Raw genomic sequence first — 19,479 nt, 5'->3', positions numbered from 1 at the left:
TTATGATCAAGTCAACCTAGAAGTTGATTTAATTATATCTTTATGAATACCTGAAACTTGCGCCCCACTTGTGGGCGCTTTTTTTATCTATTGATGCAATTTACTTAGTACAACATTGCTTTTCATCGTTGATAGATAGTTTTAGAAATAAAAAAGAAATTAAGCAAGAAAAAATAGGAAGGATTTAAAATTAATAGAATAGAAAAAGGAGCAGGCTAAGCTACTCCTTTTAAGGTCTCTCTTGAGCGCAATTAGTGACTGCTATTCATTGATGGGGGCTCTTGGCACCAATCAAGATATTGCTCGTACTTACGTAGTGCAATATTGTAGTTACTAAATGCAGAGGGAGTGAGCTTTTTACTCAAGTCTGACTGAATTTTCTCTGTCGTAAACTCTTGACGAGGAAAATTAGTGGAAGTCAGTAATTCATCGAGCCGACGTAAACGAACCACATACTCACGAACAGTACTGTGGCTCATCTCCGTTTGTTCAAACAAATACTGCTTAAAAGACATAATGTCAAAGTAATCAGTTTCACTATTACAGTAAATCTCACTACAAAAACGGCATAGCGCAGAGAACTTCTCTTGTAACGTTTCCCACGTTTCATCATCAATTAGATCAGTCATTTCAGAAATGGCTTCTTTATTGATAACTTGGCGATTGAATACGAGAGAGATCCGATCAAGCGCCTTGTGGCAATGTAGACAATGAGTCTGGCTGTGTTTATAGTCTTTAATGTAACGGCTTAGCGGCCGTTTCTTTTGTGTTGAAACAGACATAAGAGATAAAGCCCTGTGTTGTAGTCTTAATAAACAAAAACAAAAATAAGCAAAACTTCTATTTCTCTGGGTTTAAGCGTGCTCGCAGCCTTTTTATGGCTTGGCTGTGTAGCTGGCTCACGCGGGATTCCCCGACATTAAGCACTGCGCCTATTTCTTTCAAATTAAGTTCTTCCTGATAATACAGGGTAAGAACCATTTTTTCCCTTTCGGGAAGCAATTCTATCGCGTCTATGACTCTTTGGCGAATATCACTTTCTAATAACATCTGTAATGGATTGTCATCATGATCTTCGTCTTGAGACGGTTCACAGCTTTCACCGTAAATTTCATGCCATTCGTCATAAGAGAACAATTGGCTGTTATTCGTATCCAATAGGATCTGCCGGTATTCTGCTAACTCAATCTGCAAATGATCAGCAACTTCCTGTTCTAATGGTGGTCGTCCTAGATCCTGCTCTAATTGATGAATAGAATGTGTTACTTCTCTTGCATTGCGACGCACACTGCGTGGCGCCCAATCTCGACTACGTAGCTCATCTAACATAGAGCCACGGATACGTTGAACAGCGTAAGTGGTAAAGGCAGCACCTTGCATTGAGTCATAACGCTCAACAGCATTTAGTAGCCCAATTCCACCCGCTTGCAAAAGATCATCCAATTCAACACTCGCAGGTAACTTGACCTGTAATCGTAATGCTTCATGGCGAACCAACGGGACATATCGCTCCCAGAGGCTATTTTTGTCCATCACGCCTTCGGCGGTATACAAATCACTCACAACAAAAGACACCTTTGGATAAAAGACCGGAAACCATTATCTGGCGAAATAGATTTAGCAATCGGCTGAACAGTGAAGCAAAAACGCCTCTTTTTCACCTATGCCAAATTTTCAGCAATAATCGGGTTTTCATTGATAAATTAATTTGTCATTGCATTACGAGAACTACTTTACCTTAAAACAGTCAGGGTTAATCCTTAGAAAAACCGTTAATTAAATTGATAATTTATCTCATTAAAAGAAATTGACGCATTGAATATGTATTTTGTTCATAAAAAAATAACATATAAATCATAGTATTTTATTTTGTGAGATTTTAGCGTCTAATTCACGAGTTAAAATACTCATAAATGATTAATTAAAAAAACGATTGTTTTGATGAAAAAACACCCACTGCAAAAAATTGAAGTAGGTGTTAATTGAGGATTATTTCAAGAGAAGATTAACGTAATAGAGAGAGAACAGATTGTGGCACTTGATTTGCTTGAGCTAGTACTGAAGTACCCGCTTGTTGCAGAATTTGGCCTTTGCTCATATTGGATACTTCAGTGGCATAATCTGCATCCAAAATGCGGCTACGAGAAGCCGATAAATTGGTAACAGTATTATTTAAATTATTAATAGTAGATTCAAAACGGTTTTGTACCGCACCTAATTTAGAACGCGCCTCATCGACTTTATTAATGGCACTATCTAATGTTGCAAGGGCATCATCATTTACGGTTAAAGTTTTTACATCGATACCTGCACTGGCAGTAAATTTATTAGCAGGGTTCGTAGTAACCCCTGCTTTTAATGTTACGTCTGTTGGAGTCGTCGCATCAGCTTCGAAATCTGAAGCAGAAACTAGATACTGATCACTACCTGATGTAGCAATATATTTATCCTTTACAACTTTACCATCAACTTCATACTCATTAACGGTTAAACTACCTTTATAGGCCGTAGCACCACTAATACCCAATTTATCTGCAGTAACTGTAGCACCCGCTTTTGTTTCCCCTTTCTTAACTGTTGTTTCGGTATATAACTTATCGTTTCCCACACCTAAAGTATCATTATCAATTTTATCCAATTGAAAAGTAATCACTTCTTTATCATTCGTACCGACTTGGATCGTCATTTTGGTATCACCATTCAATACTTTCACACCATTGAATTGAGTTTGTTCAGAAATACGATTAATTTCCGCGAAACGTTCAGTGACTTCATTTTGAATAGAACTAATATCAGAATCTGAATTAGTGCCATTTTTAGCTTGAACTGTCAGTTCGCGAATACGTTGTAAGTTGTCATTAATTTCATCCAAAGCCCCTTCGGTGGTTTGAGCAACTGAAATACCATCATTTGAATTACGAGAGGCTTGAGTTAAACCATTTATATTTGATGTAAAACGGTTAGCAATGGCTTGACCTGCCGCATCATCTTTTGCGCTATTGATACGCAGGCCAGAAGATAAACGTTCAATCGCTGAGCCTAAAACGCCTTGTGATTTATTTAAATTATTTTGAGTCACTAAAGACAGGTAATTAGTATTAATAACTTGTGCCATACAATATTCCTTCGACTTGATTTTAAAATTTTTTTTCATGAATAGGTTTGTTATTACGTCGCTGTAATAACGTTGCCTAAACACTATCGTCATCAATTTCGAGGGTTTTACGTTTTTTGGCGTTGCGAAAATAGCAATAAAAGCCAGTCCGTTAATTTTTAAGAACTTATTGAGTTAAAAGAAAAGAGAATTAAATTGAGAAAAAAATAAAAACTAAAAAAGAGTGGGTTTAAAGATAAAATACACAAACAAAAAAAAGGCCCTCTTACGAGGACCTTTTGGATATAGAAAGGTATCTTTTGTGTCAGAGTACGAATTAACGTAACAGAGACAGAACAGTTTGTGGTACTTGGTTTGCTTGAGCAAGTACTGAAGTACCAGCTTGTTGCAGGATTTGACCACGGCTCATGTTAGAAACTTCTGTTGCATAGTCAGCATCTAAGATACGGCTACGTGAAGCAGATAAGTTGTTAACAGTATTGTTCAGGTTAGTGATAGTAGATTCAAAACGGTTTTGAATCGCACCTAATTTAGAACGAGTTTCATCAACTTTGCTGATTGCTGAATCTAAAGTTTCTAATGCTTTTGCATCAACACTAAATTTGTCTTTACCGTCATCAGCAACGAATGCATCACCTTTAGTTACTTTAATGGTATCTGTATCTAATGCTGCTGTAACAACATGTTTAGAACCATCTTTGTAAGTTGCAACATATTTATCAGTCGCAGCTACACCGTCTTCTTTATATTGAGCAACAGATGTGATATTTGCATCGTCAAAACCTTTAGTACCAGCTGGATCGACGTCAGTTGCAGAAACTGATTTACCTTCAGCAACAACTTTACCTGAGCCGGCTGTTTTGGTAAATAATTTATCGCTATCTACACCTAAAGTACCGTTATCAATTTTATCTAAGTTAAATTTGATAACTTCGTTGTCGTTGGTACCTACTTGGATAACCATCTCAGCTTTTTCGCCGCTCAGTACTTTAACGCCGTTAAACTGAGTTTGTTCAGAGATACGAGTGATTTCGTCAAAACGTTCTTTAACTTCGTTTTGGATTGATTCAATATCTGAATTAGAGTTAGTACCGTTTTTAGCTTGAACTGTTAACTCACGGATACGTTGTAAGTTATTGTTGATTTCGTTCAGAGCACCTTCAGTCGTTTGAGCGATAGAGATACCATCGTTCGCATTACGTGAAGCTTGAGTTAAACCGTTGATGTTAGAAGTGAAACGGTTAGCAATCGCTTGACCTGCTGCATCGTCTTTAGCGCTGTTGATACGCAGACCAGAAGACAGACGCTCGATTGCACTTCCTAAAGCTCCCTGAGATTTGTTCAGGTTGTTTTGAGTTACCAGAGATAGATAGTTGGTATTAATGACTTGTGCCATAGCTAGATTCCTTTAAAATCAAGTCGATAAAATAAAAGTTTGCCTATTCATTTACGGTGTCAATCACCGGCAACAAGTTTATCGGCACCCCACATACAACCTTTAACTTTTCCTACAAATATTTCTGCGATTTTTTATAGAATTAATATCAAACCAATGATAAATAAGAAAATTAATTTATTATTTTTTTATTAAATTTTTATCATTTTTTATCTCAAGCCACTTTTCAGTGATCAAAATTCGACTTTGGTCATCAATAGCAATAAAAGGCTTCTATATGGCAGCCTGTTTAAGTCATCAAAAATACCAAATAGACGTAAACTTTTCGCCGATCCTACCGATAACGCTTTTTGAGGATTATTTTACGAACACAGAAAGGAGACCGGTATGGCTGGTATTGCTTCACTAGGCGTGGGCTCAGGGATGCCTCTTAGCCAAACATTGGCACAATTAGAGGCGGCGGAAAATAAACGCCTTGAACCCCTTGATAAACAGATGAAAAGCTACGAAGCGAAGATTACTGCTTACGGTAAAATTCGTGGTCAGCTCGATAAATTACAAAAAGCTTCTGAAGATTTAAAAAAATTCGACAAGATTGTTGCAACCAAAGTCGATGATGAGTTTGATGCTTTTAAAGTAACAACGGATGGTAAAGCCAGTGTGGGTAACTACACTGTTTCTGTTACTCAGTTAGCACAAGCTCAAACATTGAAATCAACTAAAGTCTCTGATGTAAAAGAAACTTTAGGTGAAACCTTAGGTGAGGGTAATAAACGTACACTTGTTATTACTCAACCAGGTGAAGAAAAACCATTGCGTATTGAATTAGAAGATAAACAAACTTCCATTCTTGAATTACGTGATGCAATCAATAAAAAAGAAGGCAACGTTTCGGCTACTATTGTTAAAGCTGATGATAATACTAATTATTTAGTTCTCACTTCACGGAAAGAAGGAACTAAATCTGAAATGACCATCACGGTTGAAGGTGACGATAAATTAAATCAATTTTTGTCAAATTCGACCGCAAAAGATGATGCTTCACATACTTCAGGTATGCGACAAATCGTTGATGCTAAAAACGCTGAGTTAACAGTCAACGGGATCGATATTGAACGTCAGACTAATGAGATTAAAGATGCCCCAGAAGGGATTGTTTTAAATCTTAAAAAAACTACTGACAACAATAAAGAAGGTGTTGATAAACCTGAAATTGTGAACGTTGCTCGTGATATTGAGCCAATGAAAAAAGCGATCCAAGCTTGGACAGACGCTTATAACGAGTTAAACAGCACCTATAAATCTCTGACTAAATATACCCAAGTAGAGAAAGGTGAGGCGGCATCTAAAGATAATGGTGTATTACTCGGTGATACCACCAGCCGTATGATTATGTCTGAACTAAAAAGCTTTGTAACTAGCTCACAAGGCACTTCAGATATGGATACCCTAAATAAAATGGGTATTAAATTTAAGGTTGATGGCTCTTTAGATATCGATAGCAAAAAACTGGATGAAGCGTTAAAAGAAAAACCGGCTAACGTGAAAGAGTTTTTTATGGGTGATGGTAAAGAAACCGGTTTTGGTACCCAAACCTATACTTTCCTGAAAAAAACCCTGCAATCTAATGATGGTACTTTAGATATTGCCACTGATGGCGTGAAAAAACGCAAGAAAACATTAGATAGCCAAATTAAAAACACGGAACGTAATATTGCAGCCACGATGGAACGTTATAAAAACCAGTTCCAACAGTTAGATAAAATGGTTAACTCCATGACTAACTCCAGTGCCTCAATCGGCCGTTTATTAATGTAATTTTTAAAAGTAGGACACTATGTATCAACAATCAGCCAGTAAAATGTATGCTCAAATCGACGTTGAAAGCGAGATTTTAAATGCCACGCCTTACCAGCTGATCCAGATCCTATTTAATGGGGCGCTTAGCGCCCTTCGCCGTGCATTAATATTAATGGAACAAGGAAATATCGCCGGTAAAGGCGAAAATATTTCTAAAGCCATTAATATTATTGGCAACGGATTAAAACAAGGTCTGGATAAAGAGAAAGGGGGCGAGCTTGCAGAGAATCTGGAGCTCCTTTATGACTATATGGTTAATCAGCTACTCGATGCTAACTTAAAAAATAACCCAGAAAAAATTCATGAAGTCATCAAGCTCTTAACTGAAATTTCTGATGCTTGGCAACAAATCGGCACACAGATTAATTCTTATTAAATTAGAGTGGACAACAATATGGATATTATGGCGGCTTACGAGCATGTTTTAAAATCAAGTGAGCAAATGTTAACGCTTGCCAAAGATCAGCAATGGGACAAGCTGATAGAAATGGAAATGGATTATTTAAAAAGCGTTGAAGGTATCACTAAGATGATAAAACCGGCTGACGGTGAGCTGAGACTACAACAACGCCTCACGGATATGCTAAAGAAAATCTTAGAAAACGAAAATGAGACGCGAAATTTATTACGAGCTCGTCTAGATGAGCTTGGCGTATTAATAAGACAGACTGAACAAGAGCAGAGGGTACAAAATAGCTATGGTCAGTTTACAGAACATAGTTATTATCCTGATCTCAATCTTAAATAACTCTCCTCTGCGCCAAAAGCGGTTTTATTAGCTAATGGCGTCTTTACTTAGAAAAAGTCACTCTTATTATTCAGCTTAACTTGTTATCGGTAACGTAAAAATCAACGTTTGCCCTTTTATATTTTTGTTTTTTTGATTACATAGATTGTACAGATTGCACTAAAACCATATCAATATGTGGAATGTTATCTTCAAGATAAGTTTCTGAATCGATAACAAAACCATGTGATTGATAAAATGAGACTAAATAAGCCTGTGCCATTATTTTTATTGTATGGGTGTTAAATTGACGGCACGTAGTTGCAATCGCCTCTTTTATTAACTGATGTGCAATACCACTTCCCCGCTGATCTTGAGCAACAATCACCCGCCCTATTGAAGCTTCTTTAAATGCGATACCTTGAGGCAACAGACGTGCATAAGCAATAAGTTGCTGGCCACCTTCCTCTTTGGCAAACAAGTGTAATGTATTTTGATCTACCCCATCCAGATCTTGATAAGCACATTGCTGTTCACAAATAAAAACCTGATTTCTTAATGCCAAAATAGCGTAAAGCTCATCGGTGGTGAGTTGTGAGAATGATTTTAAAATCCAATTCATGCGCTTTATCCCGTGGTTTAAAGTAATAAAAAGCAATCAAAAACAATCAATGATAATGCAATACCATCGACGCAAACTTTGTTTTATCGTTTTGTTTAATTAAAGAGTGAAATAGTAATGTTGATAATACGTTTTTATAATAAAAACGCAGAAGAATAGAGACTTAATGCAAAAAAATCGGCAATAAAGCTGTAAACCTAAATACGTTCAGACTCCCCACGAGCCTTGATGACTTCTCTTATAGACTTAAAAGTAAGATAATCTTAAAGTCGTTCTAACCCTTTCCACGCTCTATTTTTTACTTCAGTCACTAAAATGGCTGGGTTTAAGGTTATTTTTTCTGCAATCGAAAAAGCTAACTCGATAACTTCTTTGTGATCTTTAGTTTCAGTATGGTAATTAAACTCTGCAAGAGGCAGAACATATTTACCTTTCAAACCATCGATCTCTTTTTTAAATCCTTCTTTTACCATCTTTTGTGTTAATAACACATAATCTGCATTTTTAGGATCGGATAACTCAACTCTAACAGTAAACTCAGGCATAGAAACCTCCTACAGTCTGTCTATGTCTAATGAAATTCTGTTAGCTCTCGAAAGGAAGTATATTAAATCAACAATCATTTTCCTAGTAAGAAACTGTGATAAATAATGTGATAGTGATTAAAATAGAAATCGCCCACTTCACTGTGGGCGACCTATTAGCTCATAATAATCTGATAAATAATAATTTATTTAATCACATCATAGAGTTGCTGATTTGATAAATAATCCGCGGTTAAACCGACTGATGGATTATATTGTACGCCAACGATCTCAGAGAATGCTTTACCCTCTTTACCTAATGAAACTTTGCGTTCGTCTTTACCTGTGCTTTCATGGATAGAATAGGTTTTACGACGCATTGCGGTATATTTATCCGCATCATTAGCAATATCGGTATGGTAGCCCGTAATTTGTGTATCCGTTAAAGCTAATTTATTAGCTAAATCGCAGCCCCAGCGAGTTAAACAGACTTCTGCAAAATGACGAACCACAATACCCGGCGCATATAATGCATTTTCACCTTCACTACCATCAATAGAAGCATTGCCGACTAATGTGGCATGACGACCTGAAATAGGGAAAATATGCATTTTGGTATCAGCAGCAACGGTTGGGATCACGCAAATAAATCCTTTAGAGCGCTCATCTTTTGCATAAAATCCGACATATTCTTTGACGTTTTTACCAAGTGTTACTTTTTCAGGTTGGAAATTCAGTGGACCCGGAACAGGATCAATCGCAAAAATATTCACAGGAATATCTTTTAATTGAGGATCTGCCAACATTGCATTCGCTAACATATGGCAAGTAATACCACCACGGCTCCAACCCACGAGATTAACTTGTGTTGGAATAATGCCATCTTTACGGAAGATACGAATAATTTGCTGCTGAAGTTGTTGTTGAGTGACATGACGATCGCCATAGTCATATTTACGCCATAAAAAAGAGCCTGTTACTTTGACATCTTCAATAGGGATGCCCGCTTTTTTCAATTGGTTATACTGCTCTTCTGTCAATTTTTCACGTTGCCAATCAAAGTTACCTTTCATTAAGCAAAGTGCGTGATTAACATTTTCTTCCCAACCACTACCAAATAGCGAACCCTTGATATCTGAGTAATTAGGACTTTCAACCCATAAATCATCCTCTTGCAGATTACCACTACCTGGGCCATCAACAATAAACCACTGTGCAAACTCTCGTCCTTGGTTATTTTGCGCTAAAGTGGAGACTAATTCACCTTGCCAGAAGGTCGGATTATTATTATCAAATGAGTTAGAACCAGTACCACATAAATAAACGGTTAATACTGTCATAGTTTAAATTTCCTTTTATTAATAACTAAAAAATCAAAATGATGATTTTTATTTCCTTGTATTGAGCTATTCCTTAGCCCACCAGCACATTAACCATAAGCCTTTTTTTATTCAATTATTAAAAGTAAATTAGTAGAGCTGAGATCACATAATTCAATTTTATTTAAGTAAAATAAATGAAAAAACTCTATCAGATCAATGTAATTAAATAATATAAATAAATTCTTTATTTTTTATTATTTCTATTAGTAAATTAGCTTATAAATATAGTGTATTAAACAACCAACTTTTGAATTTAAAATAAAAAAAATCCCACATTAATAAATGCAGGATTTTCTACTAGGTAGAATGTCTTATAAACGATTAAAAGCAACTACTCTCACCGCAGGAATATCAGCTTGTGCCCCTTCAGCAACTTCCTGACATGCTTTTTCTAACGCAATATGGGGTGTGATCCCACTTTCTGTTTCTACAATTTTATGCCCGGCGTAGGTATCACCATTTCTGGAACGCACTTTATACGCAATAAACCAATATTCCATATCATCACCGTTTACGTTATTAATCATGTAATTACCATAGCTGTTTATGACCCGCTTTAATGTGATAATAATCAATAATTTTTAGTTTAATAAAATCGTTTTATAAAAAGATTAAAGCAATAGAGGAAATTTTAAGCATCACAATCCATTTCTGATTGGATCATTTTCTTTATTTTCACTGCTTTTTCAAAGTGATCCAATTTATGTGTCATAATCCACCATGTTGCAGCTTCCATTAATAATTCAGGGTTGTCATTTTTATTTGCAAAAAAAGCATAAAAAGATAATCCCACGCCCTCTCCTTTGGCTGAAATCTTATCATTACATATTTGAATTATTTTTTGTTGTAGTGATTTTCTCATATTCTCTCTATTTTTATTTTTCAATCGAGTAATAAATAGGAACGAGCAAAGGCCCTATCCATGAAATTTGTTCCATAACTGAATAAGTAACCAAGCAGCAATAACCCAGCAAATCACTGCCGTAGCTAGTGCCGTAAATAATTTTACATAGTTGATCATCACATAGAGTGAAATTAGGTAAACCATATAAGGAATAACGGCCCATAGGCTAAAAATAATGGTGGTACGCAACGCTTCAATAGAGCGTTCGGAGCCAACAATATAGTGTGCAATAAGCGCAAAAGTGGGAAATAGCGGAACCAATCCCGCAATATAGTAATGGCGTGATTTCGATAAAACGGCGATTAATACCACAACAAACGCACCTATCAGTGCTTTAACCAGTAATCCCATTATTTTTTCATCAATTTACAAAAACCTTACTACTATCATACCTATTCATATTTGTATGTGAGCTGATTTTATTTTTTGTGGTTTAAAATAATATGATATTTTTGATGATAAAACCCACTACGCTATGTATCTAACCATAAAATAAAGATAAACATGACCGAACTTTATAAAAAACTAATCCAACAAGAAAAAACACTTCACAAAAGTACCCATCGAAAAAATACAGATGTACTTATTCAACTTTTACATAATGAGTTTATAGAGTTTTGCCGCTCTGGTGTTTGCATTAATAAAACAGACACAATTAACAGTCTTACAAACGAAAATCGTAATATAGAGGTTTATTCAGAAAATTATCAAGGTTCACAATTAAGTGATGATGTGATGCTGTTAACTTATGTCAGTTATCAGTTAGAAGATAACAAAAAAATAAAGCAGGCTTACCGTTCATCCTTTTGGATAAAAAATTCTCGTAATGATTGGCAGCTAAGATTTCATCAAGGCACAGCTAAATCTGATTATTTAGCTCAATAGCAATATTTAATAACCTATTTAAGTATCTAAATGTGTTTTCTTTTTTCTGCTGCCGTTGCTTCTTCTTTATTCTTACAACAATCGTATGAACTGTTTTCGCCATGATGATGTTAATGCATAAAGAGGTGCATTAACGGGCAAAGTAATAACATCAAAATAAACCAATTATCTATTAAAAGTTCCCACATAATCATCTCATTAAATCATGTTTAAAATGATGATAGGGCTTACTCTAAGAGGAACGTCTAGTATGGATTTGTTATTTAATCCGTATTTTTGTCAATAATTTTTATTTATTTGGCATATACATCGTGTTATCAAAAATATTGAGATAATTTTTACCGCGACTAATAATAGGATTACCATAAAATTTAGAGCTAAATATAAAAATTCATGTTTCATGTTTCATGTTTCATGTTTCATGTTTCATGTTTCATGTTTCATGTTTCATGTTTCATGTTTCATGTTTCATGTTTCATGTTTCATGTTTCATGTTTCATGGAAAAATAAATATCTCTGACTACGAAACGTCAACACAAATCGGGGCACTCATCACCATAAATAACAGACAATAATATAAGTATTCGAATGTTTAATTACATACAAAAACTTATATCATCCATTCAATGATATTGAGCAAGATGCCCCATTCTGTTTTGATTAGGTGCTTCCTTATAGCTATATAAAAGAAAAGTCACCTTTATCAAATGATAAGTTACTACACCTGCATCGACATTATTTCTTGATAAGCGGCTACCAGCTTATTACGTACTTGTACGCCCATTTGTAATGAGATACTGGATTTTTGCATATCCACCATTACATCGTTTAATTCAACACCTGGCGTACCTAAGGTAAACGCTTGAACTTTGTTGGTTGCATTCATTCGAGTTTCATTAATTTTACCCACGGCTTGAACAAGCTGAGTTGCAAACCCCGCTTGTACTGGCTGGGGTTTCGCAATATTGGATGCTTGCAAAGTCTGGATTTGCATTTTATCCAGAACACTTTCAATAGCTGGAATTGACATATAAACCTCTGCGTTAATCATCTAATTCAATTACTGAATCAATGTCATAGTAAGGAAGTGAACCAACACGCTTACCGAGTTATACCCTAACACAGGGGCTTCATTCCAAAGCGAGTAATTAACGCAAAAGTTAAGGGCTAATTACGCCATTAAATGAAACGCAAAAGGCCAATAATGAGACACCTGAGAGTAGGTTTATTTATTTGCGTAAGGGGAGTCTGTTTTGTTACGCCACGCTTTTAGTATTCATCCCGAACTACAAGGCAAGGATTGTCTATGAATGCCGAAAAAACCGACGTTGTGAACCAGAATAAGGGTTTTAACGCCATTATTAACCGGATAAAAGCCGATCCGAAAATTCCGCTCATTATTGCGGGCTCGGCGGCTATTGCCATTTTTGTTGCTGCATTTTTATGGTTACAAAGCCCTGATTATAAAGTGCTTTATAGTAATCTTAGCGATAAAGACGGTGGCGAAATTGTCACACAGTTAACACAGATGAATGTACCTTATCGCTTGTCGCAAAATGGCGCGGCGATTATGGTGCCTGACAATCAGGTTCATGAATTACGCCTGAAACTCGCGCAAGCGGGACTTCCAAAAGGCGGTGCTGCCGGTTTTGAACTGTTAGATAAAGAAAAGTTCGGGATCAGCCAATTTAGTGAACAGATTAACTATCAACGTGCACTTGAAGGTGAGCTTGCTCGCACTATCGAGACATTAGGTCCTGTACAAAATGCTCGTGTTCATTTAGCACTACCAAAGCCATCTCTTTTTGTTCGCGAACAGAAATCCCCTTCTGCATCCGTTACGGTGGGTCTTTTACAGGGTAGAGCGCTGGATGAAGGTCAAATTAATGCCATCGTGCATATCGTTGCGAGCAGTGTTGCGGGCATGCCCGACAGCAGTGTGACCATTGTTGATCAAAGCGGTAAATTATTGACACAACCTGATGCAATGGGTCGTGACCTTAACTCTACCCAATTGAAATATGTTCAAGAGCTAGAAAATCGTTACCAGCAACGCATTGAAACGTTATTAAGCCCGATTGTAGGTCGTGGAAACGTTCATGCACAGGTGACGGCTCAAGTTGATTTCTCTCATACTGAAGAAACAGCGGAAGAGTACAAACCAAACCAGCCACCAAACCAAGCCGCCGTACGTTCAAAACAGTTGAGCCAAAGTGAGCAAAATGGAGGCATGTTAGCTGGCGGTGTTCCTGGTGCATTATCTAATCAGCCTGTTGCTCCACCTCAAGCGCCTATTGAAGCACCAAAAGCGCAAGAAGGTGAGAAAACAGATGGCGCCAATGCAACGGGTACGGGTACGAATCGCACATTAACGCGTAATCCAAACAGCAATAGCCGTTTAGATGAAACAACCAACTATGAAGTTGATCGCCGAATTCGCCATATCAAACGTCCAGTAGGTAATGTTGAGCGTCTTTCTGTCGCTGTTATTGTGAACTACAAAACTGTTGAAGATAAGAAAGAAGCTGCTGAAGGCGAAGAGCCTATTGTTGAAACTAAACTTGTTCCGCTAACTGATGAACAAATTCAGCAAATTGAAGGGCTTGTTCGTGAAGCGATGGGCTATTCCCAAGAACGTGGTGACTCGTTAAGTGTCGTGAACTCGCAGTTCAACGATATTGAAGAGAAAGTGATCACCGTTCCTGTATGGGAAAATCCAGAAATTCTGGCGAAAGCATTAGATTTAGGTCGCTGGTTATTACTTGTCATCATCGCATGGATCTTATGGCGCAAACTGGTGAAACCACAGCTTGAAAAACGTCGTGAAGCTGAAATTGCTGCACAGAAAGCTGTACTGAAAACCAAGCTACAAGTTAAAGATGATGTTGATGAAGCAGAATTAGATGACGAAGCAAGACGTAAACAAGCACGTAAACGTGTGAGTGCCGAATTGCAGAGCCAACGTATCCGTGAAATGGCAGAGAAAGACCCTCGTGTCGTCGCAATGGTAATTCGTCAATGGATGAGTAAAGAGCAATGAGTAATAACTTAACTGGAACCGAAAAAAGCGCCGTTATGTTACTAACACTCGGTGAAGACCGAGCGGCGGAAGTATTTAAACATCTAAGTACACGCGAAGTTCAACAGCTGAGTATTGCAATGTCATCAATGCGTCATATCTCAAATCAGCAATTGATTGATGTTATGGCAAGCTTTGAAGAAGACGCAGTTCAATACGCAGCATTGAACGTCAATGCGAACGATTATTTACGCTCCGTTCTGGTTAAAGCCTTGGGTGAAGAACGTGCGAATAATCTATTAGATGAGATCTCTGAAACTCGTGAAACAACAACGGGTATCGAGACACTTAACTTTATGGAACCACAAATGGCTGCCGATATTATCCGCGACGAACATCCGCAGATTATCGCAACTATCTTGGTTCACCTCAAACGGGGTCAAGCGGCAGATATTCTTGCCCTGTTTGATGAGAAATTACGTAATGACGTGATGTTACGTATCGCAACATTTGGTGGTGTTCAACCGTCAGCATTAGCAGAGTTAACTGAAGTACTGAATAACCTGCTTGATGGTCAAAACCTCAAACGCAGTAAAATGGGTGGTGTTCGTACTGCTGCTGAAATCATCAACTTGATGAAGAGTCAGCAAGAAGAGAATGTCATTACTGCGGTTCGCGATTACGACGGCGAATTGGCACAAAAAATTATCGACGAAATGTTCCTGTTCGAAAACCTTATCGATATCGACAACCGCTCTATCCAGCGCATTCTACAGGAAGTGGAATCCGACTCCTTGGTTGTGGCATTGAAAGGATGCGATCAAGAGCTACGCGATCACTTCCTCAACAATATGTCGCAACGTGCTGCTGAGATCATGCGTGATGACTTGAATTCTCGCGGCCCTGTCCGTATGTCTCAAGTGGAAGCAGAGCAGAAAGCAATTCTGCTTGTGGTACGCAAATTAGCAGAGACTGGAGAGGTTGTTCTTCATGGAGGAGACGATACCTATGTCTGATAAACATACTGATACTAACTGGAAGCCTTGGGTTCCAAAAGAACTCACTGATTGGGCATTAACGGTCGAGGAAACGACAGAAGACGAAAAGGAAGTCGAAAAACAGGAAAAAGAAGTCGTTCAGCAACAGAAAGTCCTTGAGCAAATTAATATGCTTGATGACATGAAAGACAAGGCCCAGAAATTGGGCCACGCTGAAGGCTTTGAGGCAGGGAAAAACCAGGGTTATCAGGAAGGCTATCAGGCTGGATTACAATCAGGTATTGAAGAAGGTATTCGCCAAGGCATTGCTCAGCAATCACCATTAATTAATGAATGGCAAGGATTGCTGGCTGAGTTTAGGCACTCTTTAAATGGGTTAGACAGTGTTATTGCTTCACGTTTAATGCAAATCGCCCTCACAGCGGCAAAAGAAGTTTTAGGTCAGCCTGCTGTTTGTGATGGTTCTGCATTACTGGCGCAAATCACCTTAATGTTGCAACAGGAACAAATGTTCTCAAACAACCCACAGTTAAGAGTTAACCCAAAACATATTCCACAGATTGAAAAAGAGCTGGGTGATTCACTTTCTGCTCATGGTTGGAAAGTAGTTGCCGATAACAGTATTCATGTTGGTGGATGCCGTGTTGTGACAAATGATGGCGATCTCGATGCCACGATTGCAACTCGTTGGCATGAGCTTTGTCGTCTTGCTGCTCCGGAGGCGTTGTAATGACAGCAAGATTGGGGCGTTGGTTAGAAAAACTCAGTGATGCAGAAGCGCGTTTAAATAAAATTCCGCGTGTACGTCAATATGGTCGTTTAACCAGAGCAACAGGTTTAGTCATGGAAGCTAAGGGGCTTGTTATGCCCCTTGGCTCTACGTGTTTAATAGAACGTACCATTGGTAAAACTGTTGAAGAAGTTGAAAGTGAAGTCGTTGGGTTCAACGGTAGCCAAATGTTGTTAATGCCTTTACAGGAAGTCGAGGGATTAACACCGGGGGCCCGTGTTTATGCTCAGGCTACTCCGGGCGGTGAAAATGAAGGTCGCCAGTTGCCTCTTGGAGATACGCTGTTAGGGCGTGTTTTAGATGGCTCAGGTTATCCTTTAGATGGTTTACCACCACCAGATACCAGTTATCGCGCACCGCTAATTACACCGCCTATCAACCCACTACAACGTACTCCGATTACCGATGTACTAGATGTGGGTGTACGTGCAATCAACTCACTGTTAACTGTGGGTCGAGGTCAGCGTATGGGCCTTTTTGCAGGCTCTGGTGTAGGTAAGAGTGTGCTATTAGGCATGATGGCGCGCTTTACTCAGGCTGATGTGATTGTTGTTGGATTAATTGGTGAGCGTGGACGTGAAGTTAAAGACTTTATCGAAAATATTCTCGGCACTGAAGGCTTAGCACGCTCAGTGGTTGTAGCGGCACCTGCTGACGTATCACCACTTCTTCGTATGCAAGGTGCTTCTTATGCAACACGTATTGCCGAAGATTTTCGTGATCGTGGAAAACACGTCTTACTGATTATGGATTCACTTACACGTTACAGTATGGCACAACGTGAAATTGCCCTTGCAGTAGGCGAACCGCCTGCAACCAAAGGCTATCCACCTTCTGTCTTTGCAAAATTACCAGCATTGGTTGAACGAGCAGGAAATGGCGTTGATGGTGGTGGCTCTATCACGGCTTTCTATACTGTTTTAACGGAAGGTGATGATCAGCAAGATCCAATTGCAGACTCCGCGCGTGCGATTTTAGATGGCCATATTGTGCTTTCGCGTTCTCTTGCAGAATCTGGGCACTACCCTGCTATCGATATCGAAGCATCTATTAGCCGTGCAATGACGTCACTGATTGATAAAACACATTATCGTCGTGTGCAAGTGTTTAAACAGCTTTTATCGAGTTATCAACGTAACCGCGATTTAATTAACGTAGGTGCTTATGCTGCGGGCAGTGATCCTATGCTTGATAAAGCGATTGCACTTTATCCGTCCCTCGCGAAGTTCTTACAACAAGATATTCAAGAGCAATGCAGTTATCAAAGTGCATGTGAGCAACTTAATCAACTGATCACAGTAAACTAATTCTGAACATAATCAGAGAAAGTAAAGAGGGTTCCAATGCGGGAGCAGTCACCTTTAGTGACACTGAGAGAACTGGCACAGACAGCGGCTGAACAAGCCGCTATTCAACTGGCTCAGGTCCGGCAGAGTCATCAACAAATGGAACAGCAACTCAATATGTTGATTGGGTATCAGGATGAATACCGTGTACGTCTAAATGAAACGTTAAATTTAGGGGGGATGTCGTCAGCATCGTGGCAAAACTACCAACAATTTCTCAAAACGCTCGAATTGACTATCGAACAACATAAACAACAACTTCAACATTGGCAGACGCAACTTGATCTTGCAACTGAACAATGGAGAGAAAAACAGCAACGACTCAATGCATTTGAGACTTTGGAGCAACGCGCTGAAGATAGCCGTAAGCGACATCTTGATCGTATTGAACAGAAACAAATGGACGAGTACGCACAGCGTAGTACTTTACGGAGAACAACTTGATGGAGATAACGCTTCTGACCATGGATGTCGCTGCAGCCTCTCCGGGAACGACATCCGCTTCAAATAGTCAGCCCGGTGATAATGCCCCGACATTTGCTCAGCTTTTGGGCTCTCAACCTCAAAACGCACAGAGTGATAAAAAGACAGCTAATATCACAAACCCTTCAACGAAAGAAAACAAAGCACATTCACACTCTGATGAAGACAAAACAAAAGAAGACGGTAGTCATCTTGCGTCTGTCACTACAGAACCCAATGTGATAGAAGAGTCATCTCTTGAGAAATCTCAATTGACTCTTACTTTGCCGGATAATGAACAATTTGCGGCTATCGTTGAAAATAAAACCCCTTCTTTATTAATGTCAGCAGAAGAACTTGCCGCTGAACTTCCTGTTCAGTTAGCAGGACTACCTGGGTTAAAGCGTCTTACCCTTCCCTCTGAACAGCTGACTCAAGCATTACAACAGCATCAATCAGTTAAACATGATGAAGGTTTAGCCTCATTAGCACGTACTATTTCAAAAGATAACGATATGTCGGACTTCAACCTTACCGACAAGCTTAATCTATCAAAATCAGATGAAAAGTCCTTGTTAACCCAGCTACGTCCAGAGACAGCGACATTAACAACAGAAAGTACACGTGCCGGTGCTAATCAAACAGAAAAAACTTCTGCGAAAAAAGGAGATAGCATCGCAACACTTTTAACGCCAACAGCAGAAAAAGTGAATGCATTACTAAACGGCGATAAACAAGTTGCAAATGCAAAATTAGCGGACAATGTTGCTCAGCAAATGGTGGCAGGTAATCGTGTTGTAGAAACCGATCTTCACAACACCCTTTCTACCTCTTCTTTAGCTTCACAAAGTATTACAGGTCATGCTCACTCATCAGCACAACCACAAATGCAATTTTCACCGATGGCAACACAGGTATTAAATGCACAAGTGGGAACACAAGAGTGGCAACAGCAACTTAATCAACAAATTGTGATGTTTAGCCGTAATGGCTTACAAAAGGCAGAGCTACGTTTACACCCTGAAGAGCTAGGTTCATTGCATATCCGCATGAAAATAGAAGATGGGCAAGCACAGTTGCACCTTGCTTCACAAAGCGGACAAGTTCGTTCTGTATTAGAAAATGCCATGCATCAATTGCGTCAAGCCCTCTCTGAAAATGGGATCCAGCTCACGCAGAGTCAGGTGTCTAGCGACACTAATGACAGTTGGCAACAACAAAATATGCCAGATTCCTCTCAATTTAGTGGAGATGGTGCCGATAATCATCAAGGAAGCGAGGGTAATTCTCTGCAATTAGCCTCTGAAACGGCACTACAAAAGATAACCCTTACGCCTCAAGAATTAGCATCTGCTCGTGGTGGTGTTGATATTTTCGCCTAATACAAATGTATTGGGAGGACACACTATGTCAATAAACGTAAGAGTTAATGGTTTTTTCCCTATCTGT

22 protein-coding genes are annotated in these 19,479 nt (G+C 38.7%); 10 read left to right on the top strand and 12 right to left on the bottom strand.

The window, feature by feature from the left end; genetic code table 11:
• Positions 1–251 precede the first annotated feature (251 nt).
• The 4 genes from fliZ to DK857_RS04985 form a co-directional block, all read right to left on the bottom strand.
• The gene (fliZ, locus tag DK857_RS05000) at positions 252–782 is read right to left on the bottom strand and encodes a flagella biosynthesis regulatory protein FliZ (protein WP_006533125.1); all 531 of its coding nucleotides are present in this window, start codon (positions 780–782) and stop codon (positions 252–254) included.
• A gap of 58 nt (positions 783–840) precedes the next feature.
• Positions 841–1,563 carry an RNA polymerase sigma factor FliA gene (locus tag DK857_RS04995; protein WP_036912728.1) on the bottom strand — a complete coding sequence of 241 codons (723 nt, stop codon included), beginning with the start codon at positions 1,561–1,563 and terminating at the stop codon, positions 841–843.
• Between the two features lie 442 nt (positions 1,564–2,005).
• A complete protein-coding gene (locus DK857_RS04990; RefSeq protein WP_109401702.1) occupies positions 2,006–3,115 on the bottom strand; it encodes a FliC/FljB family flagellin in 1,110 nt (369 codons plus the stop codon).
• A gap of 316 nt (positions 3,116–3,431) precedes the next feature.
• On the bottom strand, positions 3,432–4,511 hold the full coding sequence (locus DK857_RS04985) for a FliC/FljB family flagellin (RefSeq protein WP_109401701.1): 1,080 nt from the start codon (positions 4,509–4,511) through the stop codon (positions 3,432–3,434).
• Between the two features lie 387 nt (positions 4,512–4,898).
• Between DK857_RS04985 and fliD the strand changes: the two genes are divergently transcribed.
• From fliD to fliT, 3 genes are read left to right on the top strand one after another with little or no spacing between them, the layout of a single operon-like run.
• Complete coding sequence (fliD, locus tag DK857_RS04980; RefSeq protein ID WP_109401700.1) at positions 4,899–6,329, top strand: flagellar filament capping protein FliD; 1,431 nt, start codon at positions 4,899–4,901, stop codon at positions 6,327–6,329.
• 19 nt (positions 6,330–6,348) lie between these two features.
• Positions 6,349–6,747, top strand: a complete 399-nt coding sequence (gene fliS, locus DK857_RS04975) for a flagellar export chaperone FliS (protein WP_023581844.1) — start codon at positions 6,349–6,351, stop codon at positions 6,745–6,747.
• An 18-nt stretch (positions 6,748–6,765) separates the two neighbouring features.
• Positions 6,766–7,119, top strand: a complete 354-nt coding sequence (gene fliT, locus DK857_RS04970; RefSeq protein ID WP_109401699.1) for a flagellar protein FliT — start codon at positions 6,766–6,768, stop codon at positions 7,117–7,119.
• 136 nt (positions 7,120–7,255) lie between these two features.
• Here fliT and DK857_RS04965 read toward each other — a convergent pair whose 3' ends face one another.
• The 6 genes from DK857_RS04965 to DK857_RS04940 form a co-directional block, all read right to left on the bottom strand.
• Positions 7,256–7,720, bottom strand: coding sequence for a GNAT family N-acetyltransferase (locus DK857_RS04965; protein ID WP_109401698.1), 465 nt, complete (start codon positions 7,718–7,720; stop codon positions 7,256–7,258).
• Positions 7,721–7,983: 263 nt separating this feature from the next.
• Positions 7,984–8,265 (bottom strand): hypothetical protein, encoded by a 282-nt coding sequence (locus DK857_RS04960; RefSeq protein ID WP_109395121.1) that lies wholly within the window; start codon positions 8,263–8,265, stop codon positions 7,984–7,986.
• Positions 8,266–8,450: 185 nt separating this feature from the next.
• Positions 8,451–9,584: a hypothetical protein gene (locus DK857_RS04955; protein ID WP_109401697.1), complete on the bottom strand. Its 1,134-nt coding sequence runs from the start codon at positions 9,582–9,584 to the stop codon at positions 8,451–8,453.
• 353 nt (positions 9,585–9,937) lie between these two features.
• Entirely contained in the window at positions 9,938–10,153 is a 216-nt protein-coding gene (locus DK857_RS04950; protein WP_023581839.1) for a hypothetical protein, read from the bottom strand.
• 104 nt (positions 10,154–10,257) lie between these two features.
• Positions 10,258–10,488 carry a DUF6500 family protein gene (locus DK857_RS04945; RefSeq protein ID WP_109401696.1) on the bottom strand — a complete coding sequence of 77 codons (231 nt, stop codon included), beginning with the start codon at positions 10,486–10,488 and terminating at the stop codon, positions 10,258–10,260.
• A 54-nt stretch (positions 10,489–10,542) separates the two neighbouring features.
• The gene (locus DK857_RS04940) at positions 10,543–10,881 is read right to left on the bottom strand and encodes a GlpM family protein (protein ID WP_072068506.1); all 339 of its coding nucleotides are present in this window, start codon (positions 10,879–10,881) and stop codon (positions 10,543–10,545) included.
• 153 nt (positions 10,882–11,034) lie between these two features.
• Here DK857_RS04940 and DK857_RS04935 point away from each other — a divergent pair, with 153 nt between their 5' ends.
• On the top strand, positions 11,035–11,415 hold the full coding sequence (locus DK857_RS04935; protein ID WP_109401695.1) for a nuclear transport factor 2 family protein: 381 nt from the start codon (positions 11,035–11,037) through the stop codon (positions 11,413–11,415).
• Positions 11,416–11,525: 110 nt separating this feature from the next.
• Here the strand turns inward: DK857_RS04935 and DK857_RS19550 are convergent, their stop codons facing one another.
• The gene (locus DK857_RS19550; protein ID WP_227003126.1) at positions 11,526–11,603 is read right to left on the bottom strand and encodes a DUF2933 domain-containing protein; all 78 of its coding nucleotides are present in this window, start codon (positions 11,601–11,603) and stop codon (positions 11,526–11,528) included.
• Between the two features lie 530 nt (positions 11,604–12,133).
• Entirely contained in the window at positions 12,134–12,445 is a 312-nt protein-coding gene (fliE, locus tag DK857_RS04925; protein WP_072068509.1) for a flagellar hook-basal body complex protein FliE, read from the bottom strand.
• A gap of 276 nt (positions 12,446–12,721) precedes the next feature.
• Between fliE and fliF the strand changes: the two genes are divergently transcribed.
• From fliF to DK857_RS04895, 6 genes are read left to right on the top strand one after another with little or no spacing between them, the layout of a single operon-like run.
• The gene (gene fliF, locus DK857_RS04920) at positions 12,722–14,455 is read left to right on the top strand and encodes a flagellar basal-body MS-ring/collar protein FliF (protein ID WP_109401693.1); all 1,734 of its coding nucleotides are present in this window, start codon (positions 12,722–12,724) and stop codon (positions 14,453–14,455) included.
• Positions 14,452–15,450, top strand: a complete 999-nt coding sequence (gene fliG, locus DK857_RS04915) for a flagellar motor switch protein FliG (RefSeq protein WP_006533145.1) — start codon at positions 14,452–14,454, stop codon at positions 15,448–15,450. Before fliF ends, fliG begins: the two co-directional genes overlap by 4 nt.
• A complete protein-coding gene (fliH, locus tag DK857_RS04910; protein ID WP_023581834.1) occupies positions 15,443–16,162 on the top strand; it encodes a flagellar assembly protein FliH in 720 nt (239 codons plus the stop codon). The genes fliG and fliH overlap by 8 nt, the downstream gene beginning before the upstream one ends.
• Positions 16,162–17,529, top strand: coding sequence for a flagellar protein export ATPase FliI (gene fliI / locus DK857_RS04905; RefSeq protein WP_109401692.1), 1,368 nt, complete (start codon positions 16,162–16,164; stop codon positions 17,527–17,529). Before fliH ends, fliI begins: the two co-directional genes overlap by 1 nt.
• Positions 17,530–17,565: 36 nt before the next feature.
• On the top strand, positions 17,566–18,012 hold the full coding sequence (gene fliJ / locus DK857_RS04900) for a flagellar export protein FliJ (protein ID WP_109373786.1): 447 nt from the start codon (positions 17,566–17,568) through the stop codon (positions 18,010–18,012).
• Positions 18,012–19,412 carry a flagellar hook-length control protein FliK gene (locus DK857_RS04895; RefSeq protein ID WP_109401691.1) on the top strand — a complete coding sequence of 467 codons (1,401 nt, stop codon included), beginning with the start codon at positions 18,012–18,014 and terminating at the stop codon, positions 19,410–19,412. The genes fliJ and DK857_RS04895 overlap by 1 nt, the downstream gene beginning before the upstream one ends.
• Positions 19,413–19,479: the final 67 nt, after the last annotated feature.

It is taken from the genome of Proteus terrae, from assembly GCF_003144325.1.
Lineage (GTDB): Bacteria > Pseudomonadota > Gammaproteobacteria > Enterobacterales > Enterobacteriaceae > Proteus > Proteus terrae.
This window is presented reverse-complemented; position numbering and strand designations above follow the sequence as displayed.

Coding starts and splice junctions, on each gene's coding strand:
- fliG (WP_006533145.1), top strand. CDS start 14,452: ATGAGTAATAACTTAACTGGAACCGAAAAAAGCGCCGTTATGTTACTA.
- fliF (WP_109401693.1), top strand. CDS start 12,722: ATGAATGCCGAAAAAACCGACGTTGTGAACCAGAATAAGGGTTTTAAC.
- DK857_RS04960 (WP_109395121.1), bottom strand. CDS start 8,265: ATGCCTGAGTTTACTGTTAGAGTTGAGTTATCCGATCCTAAAAATGCA.
- DK857_RS04950 (WP_023581839.1), bottom strand. CDS start 10,153: ATGATTAATAACGTAAACGGTGATGATATGGAATATTGGTTTATTGCG.
- DK857_RS04940 (WP_072068506.1), bottom strand. CDS start 10,881: ATGGGATTACTGGTTAAAGCACTGATAGGTGCGTTTGTTGTGGTATTA.
- DK857_RS04935 (WP_109401695.1), top strand. CDS start 11,035: ATGACCGAACTTTATAAAAAACTAATCCAACAAGAAAAAACACTTCAC.
- fliE (WP_072068509.1), bottom strand. CDS start 12,445: ATGTCAATTCCAGCTATTGAAAGTGTTCTGGATAAAATGCAAATCCAG.
- fliH (WP_023581834.1), top strand. CDS start 15,443: ATGTCTGATAAACATACTGATACTAACTGGAAGCCTTGGGTTCCAAAA.
- fliT (WP_109401699.1), top strand. CDS start 6,766: ATGGATATTATGGCGGCTTACGAGCATGTTTTAAAATCAAGTGAGCAA.
- fliZ (WP_006533125.1), bottom strand. CDS start 782: ATGTCTGTTTCAACACAAAAGAAACGGCCGCTAAGCCGTTACATTAAA.
- DK857_RS04955 (WP_109401697.1), bottom strand. CDS start 9,584: ATGACAGTATTAACCGTTTATTTATGTGGTACTGGTTCTAACTCATTT.
- DK857_RS04985 (WP_109401701.1), bottom strand. CDS start 4,511: ATGGCACAAGTCATTAATACCAACTATCTATCTCTGGTAACTCAAAAC.
- fliJ (WP_109373786.1), top strand. CDS start 17,566: ATGCGGGAGCAGTCACCTTTAGTGACACTGAGAGAACTGGCACAGACA.
- DK857_RS19550 (WP_227003126.1), bottom strand. CDS start 11,603: ATGTGGGAACTTTTAATAGATAATTGGTTTATTTTGATGTTATTACTT.
- fliS (WP_023581844.1), top strand. CDS start 6,349: ATGTATCAACAATCAGCCAGTAAAATGTATGCTCAAATCGACGTTGAA.
- DK857_RS04965 (WP_109401698.1), bottom strand. CDS start 7,720: ATGAATTGGATTTTAAAATCATTCTCACAACTCACCACCGATGAGCTT.
- fliD (WP_109401700.1), top strand. CDS start 4,899: ATGGCTGGTATTGCTTCACTAGGCGTGGGCTCAGGGATGCCTCTTAGC.
- fliI (WP_109401692.1), top strand. CDS start 16,162: ATGACAGCAAGATTGGGGCGTTGGTTAGAAAAACTCAGTGATGCAGAA.
- DK857_RS04990 (WP_109401702.1), bottom strand. CDS start 3,115: ATGGCACAAGTTATTAATACTAATTACCTGTCTTTAGTGACTCAAAAT.
- DK857_RS04895 (WP_109401691.1), top strand. CDS start 18,012: ATGGAGATAACGCTTCTGACCATGGATGTCGCTGCAGCCTCTCCGGGA.
- DK857_RS04945 (WP_109401696.1), bottom strand. CDS start 10,488: ATGAGAAAATCACTACAACAAAAAATAATTCAAATATGTAATGATAAG.